Here is a 6892-nt window from a genome sequence, read left to right as displayed (position 1 = left end):
CCGTCCGGACGCGGCGTCGCCTTGTCACGTCCAGCGTGGCGGAACATGCCTTCGATGCCCGCCGGAGTGTTGATCATCAGCAAATCCGCTTTCTTGGACGTGATGCGGTACGCGTGCGGAATGTTCTTGGGCAGATAGACAATTCCGCCTTCCGACAGCTCCATTTCCTCATCGTCCAGCCAGAGCAGCGCGGTGCCCTTGATCAACATGAAGACCTCATCCTCACGCGTGTGCTTGTGATAAGGGGGCGCTTCGCCCTCGCTGACATCGAAGCGTCCGACCATCAACTGGCCGTTGGTCGCCTTCCCGTCGAGCAAGATCGCCAACGTGCCGCCGTCAAGCCATTCCAGCTGCTGCTGTTGATCCGGCTGCGCCAGGTACGCCATGCTCATGGACAAGATTATTCATCCGTCGGCATGAACACGCCCGCCCAGAAGCCAAAGACACCCCCGGCCGAAACCGGGGGTGTCTTTGCTGACTTGATTAGTGCGCGTGGCCGTGGTGATGGCCGTGGTCGTCGGCCGCCTCCGCGGGCTTCTCGACAATTGCGGTCTCGGTGGTCAGCACCATGCGTGCCACCGACGCCGCATTGAGCACCGCCGACCGGGTCACCTTGACCGGGTCGATGACACCGTCGGCGGCCAGGTCGCCGTATTCCAGCGTCGCCGCGTTGAACCCGTGCCCGGCCGGCAGTTCAGCGACCTTGTTGACCACGACCGCGCCGTCGAGCCCGGCGTTGGTCGCGATCCAGAACAGCGGAGCGCTGAGCGCGTTGGAGAACACCTCGACCCCGCTGGCCTCGTCACCGGACAGCGTGCTGTGCAGCCCGTCGAGCGCCTTGCGAGCGTGGATCAGCGCCGATCCACCGCCGGCCACAATGCCCTCTTCGACCGCAGCCTTGGCCGCGGCGACCGCATCCTCGACCGCCTCCTTGCGCTTCTTGAGCGCGGTCTCGGTCGCGGCCCCGACCTTGATGACCGCCACGCCGCCGGCCAGCTTGGCCAGCCGCTCCTGCAGCTTTTCCCGGTCCCAGTCGGAGTCGGTGGACTCGATTTCGGCACGCAGCTGCTTGGCCCGGTTGGCAATGGCCTCGGCGCCGCCACCGCCCTCGACGATCACGGTGTCGTCCTTGCTGACCACCACGCGGCGGGCCGAACCGAGCACCTCGAGACCGACCTCGCGCAGCGCGAGCCCCACGTCGGGGTTGACCACCTGTCCGCCGGTGACAATGGCGAGGTCTTCCAGGAATGCCTTGCGACGGTCGCCGAAGAACGGGGCCTTGACCGCGACGGCTTTCAGCGTCTTACGGATCGCGTTGACCACCAGCGTCGACAGCGGCTCGCCCTCGACGTCCTCGGCGATCACCAGCAGCGGCTTGCCCGCCTCGGCGACCTTCTCCAACAGCGGCAGCAAGTCGGGCAGCGAGCTGATCTTGTCGCGGTGCAGCAGGATCAAAGCGTCCTCGAGCACGGCCTGCTGGGCGTCGAAGTCGGTGACGAAGTACGCCGACAGGAAGCCCTTGTCGAAGCCGACACCCTCGGTGAATTCCAACTCGGTGTTCAGGGTCGAAGACTCCTCGACGCTGACAACGCCGTCGTCGCCGACTTTGCTGATGGCCTCGCCGACCAGCTCGCCGACTTCTTCGTCACGCGAAGACACGGTGGCGACCTGCGCGATGCCCTGCTGGCCGGATACCGGGGTGGCTGCGGCCAGCAATGCCTCCGACACCGCGTCGGCGGCCTTGCCGATGCCCAGTCCCAACGCGATCGGGTTGGCACCCGCCGCGACGTTGCGCAACCCGTGCTTGATGATGGCCTGCGCCAGCACCGTCGCGGTGGTGGTGCCGTCGCCGGCGATGTCATTGGTCTTGGTGGCAACCGACTTGACCAGCTGGGCACCTAGGTTCTCGAACGGGTCTTCCAGGTCGATCTCGCGCGCGACGGTGACGCCGTCGTTGGTGACGGCGGGCCCACCAAAGGCCTTGGCCAGCACCACATTGCGGCCCCGAGGGCCCAGCGTCACGCGGACGGCGTCGGCGAGCTTGTCCACGCCGGCTTCCATCGCCCGGCGCGCAGTCTCGTTGAACTCAATCTGCTTGCTCATGAATGTCCTTATGACTGAAGAGTGCCGCCCCGGAACTCACCCGTCGAAACGGGAAGCTCCGGGGCGGCACAAGGGTGCTTACTTGTTGACGACAGCCAGCACGTCGCGTGCGGACAGGATCAAGTACTCCTCGCCGTTGTACTTGATCTCGGTGCCGCCGTACTTGCTGTAGATGACGGTGTCGCCTTCGGACACGTCCAGCGGAATCCGCTTCGAGCCGTCCTCATCCCATCGGCCGGGGCCGACGGCGACGACTTTGCCCTCTTGGGGCTTTTCCTTAGCGGTGTCGGGAATGACCAGACCGGATGCGGTCGTGGTCTCGGCCTCGTTGGCCTGTACGAGGATCTTGTCCTCGAGTGGCTTGATATTCACGCTCGCCACGATTGGAGCCCTCCACTTTAGTTGGTAGCAGGTTCGGAGCGGATGCCCCGATTTACCCAGGTGTTCGGCTTTCGTCCGTGCCTTACGCGTCGTCGTCGCGGGTGCCGACGCCGGTTTGTTCGATTGCCACCTAGCACTCTATACATGCGAGTGCTAGCACTCAAGATCGGGCTGGTGCTTTTTGTTCGGTTCGACCCACGCTCGACCCGCCGATGCTTTGACAGGCATTTGGCAGCAATCGCCGACCTAATGCCAAGGTTTCGCGCGGAAGAATTCAGCCATGAAGCCCCGCATCCGATTCGCGACCCGCGTGGCCGCGGCACTGCTCACCGTCGCCCTCGGCCCGGCCGGCGTCGCTCACGCCGACGGCCAGATGTACGGCGACCCGCAAACCGCCGCCACCTATTGGCGCTACCAGCACCAGGAAGACTGCGGGCTGATGGCGGTGGCCGACGTGGTCGGCCAGCTCACCGGTCACGAACCCACCCAACTGGGCATCGAACTCCGCGGGGTTTTCACGCCGAGCGAATCGCACGGCGGCGACGTCTACTTCTTCGACGGCACTTCTCCCCAGGACATGGTGATGCTGTTGCAGCACTACGGCATCCAGTCCGACATGACGACCGGAAACAGCATGTCCACCATCGAGCAAGACCTGGCCGCCGGGCACAAAGTGATCGCCGCGCTCAATGCCGAAACCATCTGGAACTATCCGCCCGGCCAGGGCCAGCGCACCCAGGCCGATCACGCCGTTGTCGTGACAGGCGTCGACACCGCCACCAACATCGTGCACCTCAACGACAGCGGCACCCCCGACGGCCGCGATGAGCGGATCCCGTTGCCGACCTTCAGCCAAGCCTGGTCGACCAGCGACGACCTGCTGATCGTCACCCAGGCGACCGGCTACGGCACCGTGCCGTGGGTGCCACGGATCTAGCCTGAGCCGTCACGGCAGACGGCTGCGTATCACCGGCAGGCCCGGGTCGCTGGCCACGTCCAGCGGGGACGGCGACGCCCCGGCGGCCAGCAAATGGGCGGCGAACGCGGCGATCATCGCCCCGTTGTCGGTGCACAGCCGCAGCCTGGGGATGCGCAGCGTCAAACCGGCCGCCTCGCAACGCTGCGCGGCGAGTTCGCGCAGCCGCGAATTCGCCGCCACGCCGCCGGCCACCAGCAGAGTGGACACACCGATTTCGGTGGCGGCGCGGACGGCTTTCATGGTCAAAACGTCGGCAACCGACTCCTGGAATCCGGCGGCGACGTCGGCGGCGCAGGCGTCCGGATGGCTTTCGGTGTAGCGCGCGACCGCGGTCTTGAGCCCAGAGAAGCTGAAGGCGTGCCGCTCGTCCCGCGGCCCGGTCATGCCACGCGGAAACACGATGGCCTCGCGTTCACCGGTCTGCGCGAGCTCGTCGAGTACCTTGCCGCCTGGATAGCCGAGCCCCAGCAGCCGGGCCACCTTGTCGTAGGCCTCCCCCGCGGCGTCGTCGACAGTGCTGCCCAACTCGACGATCGGCGCACCGAGCGAGCGGACGTGCAGCAGATGCGTGTGGCCGCCGGACACCAGCAGCGCCACGCTCTCGGGCAGCGGGCCGTGCTCGTAGACGTCGGCGGCCAGGTGGCCGCCCAGATGGTTGACCGCATAGAACGGCACGTCCCACGCCGCCGAATAGGCCTTGGCCGCCGCCACTCCCACCAGCAGTGCGCCGGCCAGTCCGGGCCCGATGGTGGCCGCGACAATGTCGGGCTTGCGCAGGCCGGCGGTGTGCAGAGCGCGCCGCATCGCGGGGCCGAGTGCCTCGAGGTGTGCCCGCGACGCGACTTCGGGAACAACGCCGCCGTAGCGGACGTGTTCGTCGACGCTGGAGGCGACCTCGTCGGCCAGCAGCGTCACGGTTCCGTCGTCGTCGAGCCGCGCGATGCCGACTCCTGTTTCGTCGCAAGATGTTTCGATCGCGAGAATGGTCTTCACCGTACTGGCGCCTCCCGCCGCATGGCGTACGCGTCAGCGCCGCTGATCCGGTAATACCGCTTGCGTAGGCCGACTTCGGCGAATCCCGCACTGCGGTACAGCGCAATCGCGGTCTCGTTGTCGGTGCGGACCTCGAGGTGCACAACGGAGTCCGCGGCGACGTCGAGCAGGGTGTCGAGCAGCCGCCGACCGATACCGCGGCCCTGGTAGGCGGGGTCGACGCCGATGGTGTGGATTTCGTATTCGAACGGAGGGGTGCGGCCGAGTCGGGCGATGCCGCCATAGCCGACCAGGGTGTCGCCGGTTGCGTCACCACCGACCCGCGCAGCCACGTAGTGGTTGTGGTCGGCGGCAAGCTCGCGCACGAATGCCGCAGTCGGCCAGGGGTCGTCGCCCGGAAACAGCAGGGCTTCCAGCGCGGCGCACCGGTCGGCGTCGGCTTCGGTGAGCCCGTCGATGATCACGGTCATCGCGCGTGCCGCTCGGCCAGCGTCTTGGCGTCCGGGCGCCGCAGATACAGCGGCACCAGCGGCACAGGCACCTGCTGCCAGTCAGTCACCGCGCGCACCAAGCCGACCGGGCCGGGATACTGCGGCTCGACGCACGGTAGCCCGAACAGCGCGGCATGGTCGGGCGAGCCGGCGACCGACTGCGCCGAGCCTGCATCGACGTCGGCCGCAGAGCTGACGTCGGGGCCCCCGACGCGGATGCCGTCGCGGTAACGAGCCCAATAGATCTCGCGTCGCCGGGCGTCGGTGACCACCAGCACCTCGCCGCGGGTCTGCCCGCCGATGGCGTCGAGGCTGCAGACCCCGAACACCGGAATATCAAGCGCGTGGCCGTAGGCCGACGCGGTCGCCATCCCGACGCGCAGGCCGGTGAAGGGGCCCGGGCCGCAGCCGACCACCACCGCATCCAGGTCGGTCATCGAATGGCCGGCGTCAGCCAACGCGGCCAACACATTCGGGGTGATGCGTTCGGCGTGCGCACGTGCGTCGACGCTGACTCGCTCGGCCAGCAACTCACCGTCGGCGACAACACCCGCCGCCACCGCGGGCGTCGAGGTGTCTATGGTCAACACCAATCGCGTCATCGGCAGCTCCATTGCCATATCGCAGTTCGAATGTCGGACTTGCTGATGCGCTCCAGACGAACGTCGAGGTGGCGGTCGGACAACCGTTCGGCAAGACCTTCGCCCCACTCCACCACGACGACTGCATCGTCGAGTTCGGTATCGAGATCCAGGCTTTCGAGCTCGTCGAGCAGGTCGGCGCCGGTGTGCTCGAGCAATCGGTAGACGTCGACGTGGACCATCGCCGGAGCGCCGGTCCGGCGTGCCCGATGCACCCGGGCCAGCACAAAGGTGGGCGAGGTCACCGGCCCCTCGACATCTAGTGCAGCTGCAATTCCTTTGGCCAGCACAGTTTTTCCCGCACCCAGCGGCCCGGAGAGGACAACGACGTCGCCTGCGCGCAGCTGGCCACCGAGTTGTGCGCCCAACGCCAGGGTGTCATCGACGCTGGGCAGCGTGGCGATACCGGCGTCAACCACGGCGGGTGACCCGATCACGCCATCGCCGGCTCAGCGCCGTGAATCGGCCGGGGCCGGCCTGCCTGACCAGCCGTACCAACCCGTCGCTGACCGAATTCGGCTTGTCCAGCAAGACCAGATGGCCGGCTCTGGCGACGATGACCAATTCCGATTCCGGCAGCATCTCAGCCATTTTCCTCGAGCACTCGGCGGGCGTGACCAGATCGCGATCGCCGCAGACGATCAGGGTCGGAATCTTGGCCAGTATCGGCAGCGCCGCGGTTTCATCGTGGACCTGCAGCGCGTGCAGGAATTCGACCATCGTCGGGATCGGGGTGCCTAGCATCATCGTCTCCGAGAACGCCACGATGCTCGGGCTGACCCGCTTGTCGCTATAGGACGCCGCCTGTAGAACCGGCCCGATCAGCGAACGGGCGGCAGTGCGGCCGCGCTGCACCAGCTTGGGCGCCGACCGCGCGGCGCGGCGAACAGCTTCCAGCGCAGGGTTGTTCAGAATTTCGCCCAACGGCGACTTGGCGACACCCTCGGCAGCCGACGAGATCAACGCCGCCCCGGTGATCCGGCTTCCGTACTGCTCCGGGAATTGGCGGGCGTGCGCCAGCACCGTCATGCCGCCCATGGAATGGCCGACCAGCACGATCGGCCCGCGTGGCGCGATCACCTGAAGCACGGTTTCCAGATCCTTACCCAACTGCGTGATCGTGTAGGTCTCCGGCGCCGCTTCCCCGGAGCGACCATGGCCGCGCTGGTCGTAGAAAATCATCCGAACCTGCGGACCCCACTCCTCGGACAGCCGGTTCCGCTGAAAGTGAAAGGCCCCCATACGAAGACAGAAACCATGGGCGAACACGACGGTCATCGGCGCGTCGGTGGGCCCGACCTCGC

At 66.9% G+C, this 6892-nt stretch carries 9 protein-coding genes; 1 reads left to right on the top strand and 8 read right to left on the bottom strand.

Annotated elements, in window-relative coordinates:
• The 3 genes from AC2VOG_RS18505 to groES all read right to left on the bottom strand — a co-directional run.
• Nucleotides 1-392, bottom strand: a 392-nt coding sequence (locus tag AC2VOG_RS18505) for a cupin domain-containing protein (protein ID WP_486941292.1), incomplete at its 3' end; no start/stop codon positions are given.
• 91 nt (nt 393-483) lie between these two features.
• A complete protein-coding gene (gene groL, locus AC2VOG_RS18500; RefSeq protein WP_486941291.1) occupies nt 484-2103 on the bottom strand; it encodes a chaperonin GroEL in 1620 nt (539 codons plus the stop codon).
• Nucleotides 2104-2181: 78 nt separating this feature from the next.
• Complete coding sequence (gene groES, locus AC2VOG_RS18495; RefSeq protein ID WP_486941290.1) at nt 2182-2484, bottom strand: co-chaperone GroES; 303 nt, start codon at nt 2482-2484, stop codon at nt 2182-2184.
• A 280-nt stretch (nt 2485-2764) separates the two neighbouring features.
• Here groES and AC2VOG_RS18490 point away from each other — a divergent pair, with 280 nt between their 5' ends.
• Nucleotides 2765-3421: a C39 family peptidase gene (locus AC2VOG_RS18490; RefSeq protein WP_486941289.1), complete on the top strand. Its 657-nt coding sequence runs from the start codon at nt 2765-2767 to the stop codon at nt 3419-3421.
• Nucleotides 3422-3430: 9 nt separating this feature from the next.
• Here the strand turns inward: AC2VOG_RS18490 and tsaD are convergent, their stop codons facing one another.
• The 5 genes from tsaD to AC2VOG_RS18465 form a co-directional block, all read right to left on the bottom strand.
• On the bottom strand, nt 3431-4456 hold the full coding sequence (gene tsaD, locus AC2VOG_RS18485) for a tRNA (adenosine(37)-N6)-threonylcarbamoyltransferase complex transferase subunit TsaD (protein ID WP_486941288.1): 1026 nt from the start codon (nt 4454-4456) through the stop codon (nt 3431-3433).
• Nucleotides 4453-4926 carry a ribosomal protein S18-alanine N-acetyltransferase gene (rimI, locus tag AC2VOG_RS18480; protein WP_486941287.1) on the bottom strand — a complete coding sequence of 158 codons (474 nt, stop codon included), beginning with the start codon at nt 4924-4926 and terminating at the stop codon, nt 4453-4455. Before rimI ends, tsaD begins: the two co-directional genes overlap by 4 nt.
• Nucleotides 4923-5549, bottom strand: coding sequence for a tRNA (adenosine(37)-N6)-threonylcarbamoyltransferase complex dimerization subunit type 1 TsaB (gene tsaB / locus AC2VOG_RS18475; RefSeq protein WP_486941286.1), 627 nt, complete (start codon nt 5547-5549; stop codon nt 4923-4925). Before tsaB ends, rimI begins: the two co-directional genes overlap by 4 nt.
• The gene (gene tsaE / locus AC2VOG_RS18470) at nt 5546-6025 is read right to left on the bottom strand and encodes a tRNA (adenosine(37)-N6)-threonylcarbamoyltransferase complex ATPase subunit type 1 TsaE (protein WP_486941285.1); all 480 of its coding nucleotides are present in this window, start codon (nt 6023-6025) and stop codon (nt 5546-5548) included. The genes tsaB and tsaE overlap by 4 nt, the downstream gene beginning before the upstream one ends.
• Nucleotides 6000-6892, bottom strand: an 893-nt coding sequence (locus AC2VOG_RS18465; protein ID WP_486941284.1) for an alpha/beta fold hydrolase, incomplete at its 5' end; no start/stop codon positions are given. The genes tsaE and AC2VOG_RS18465, both read right to left, overlap by 26 nt.

The sequence above is a fragment of the Mycobacterium sp. TH-M11 genome (assembly GCF_057473725.1).
Note: the sequence above shows the minus strand (reverse complement) of the source record. Positions and strands in the feature narration are given on the sequence as shown.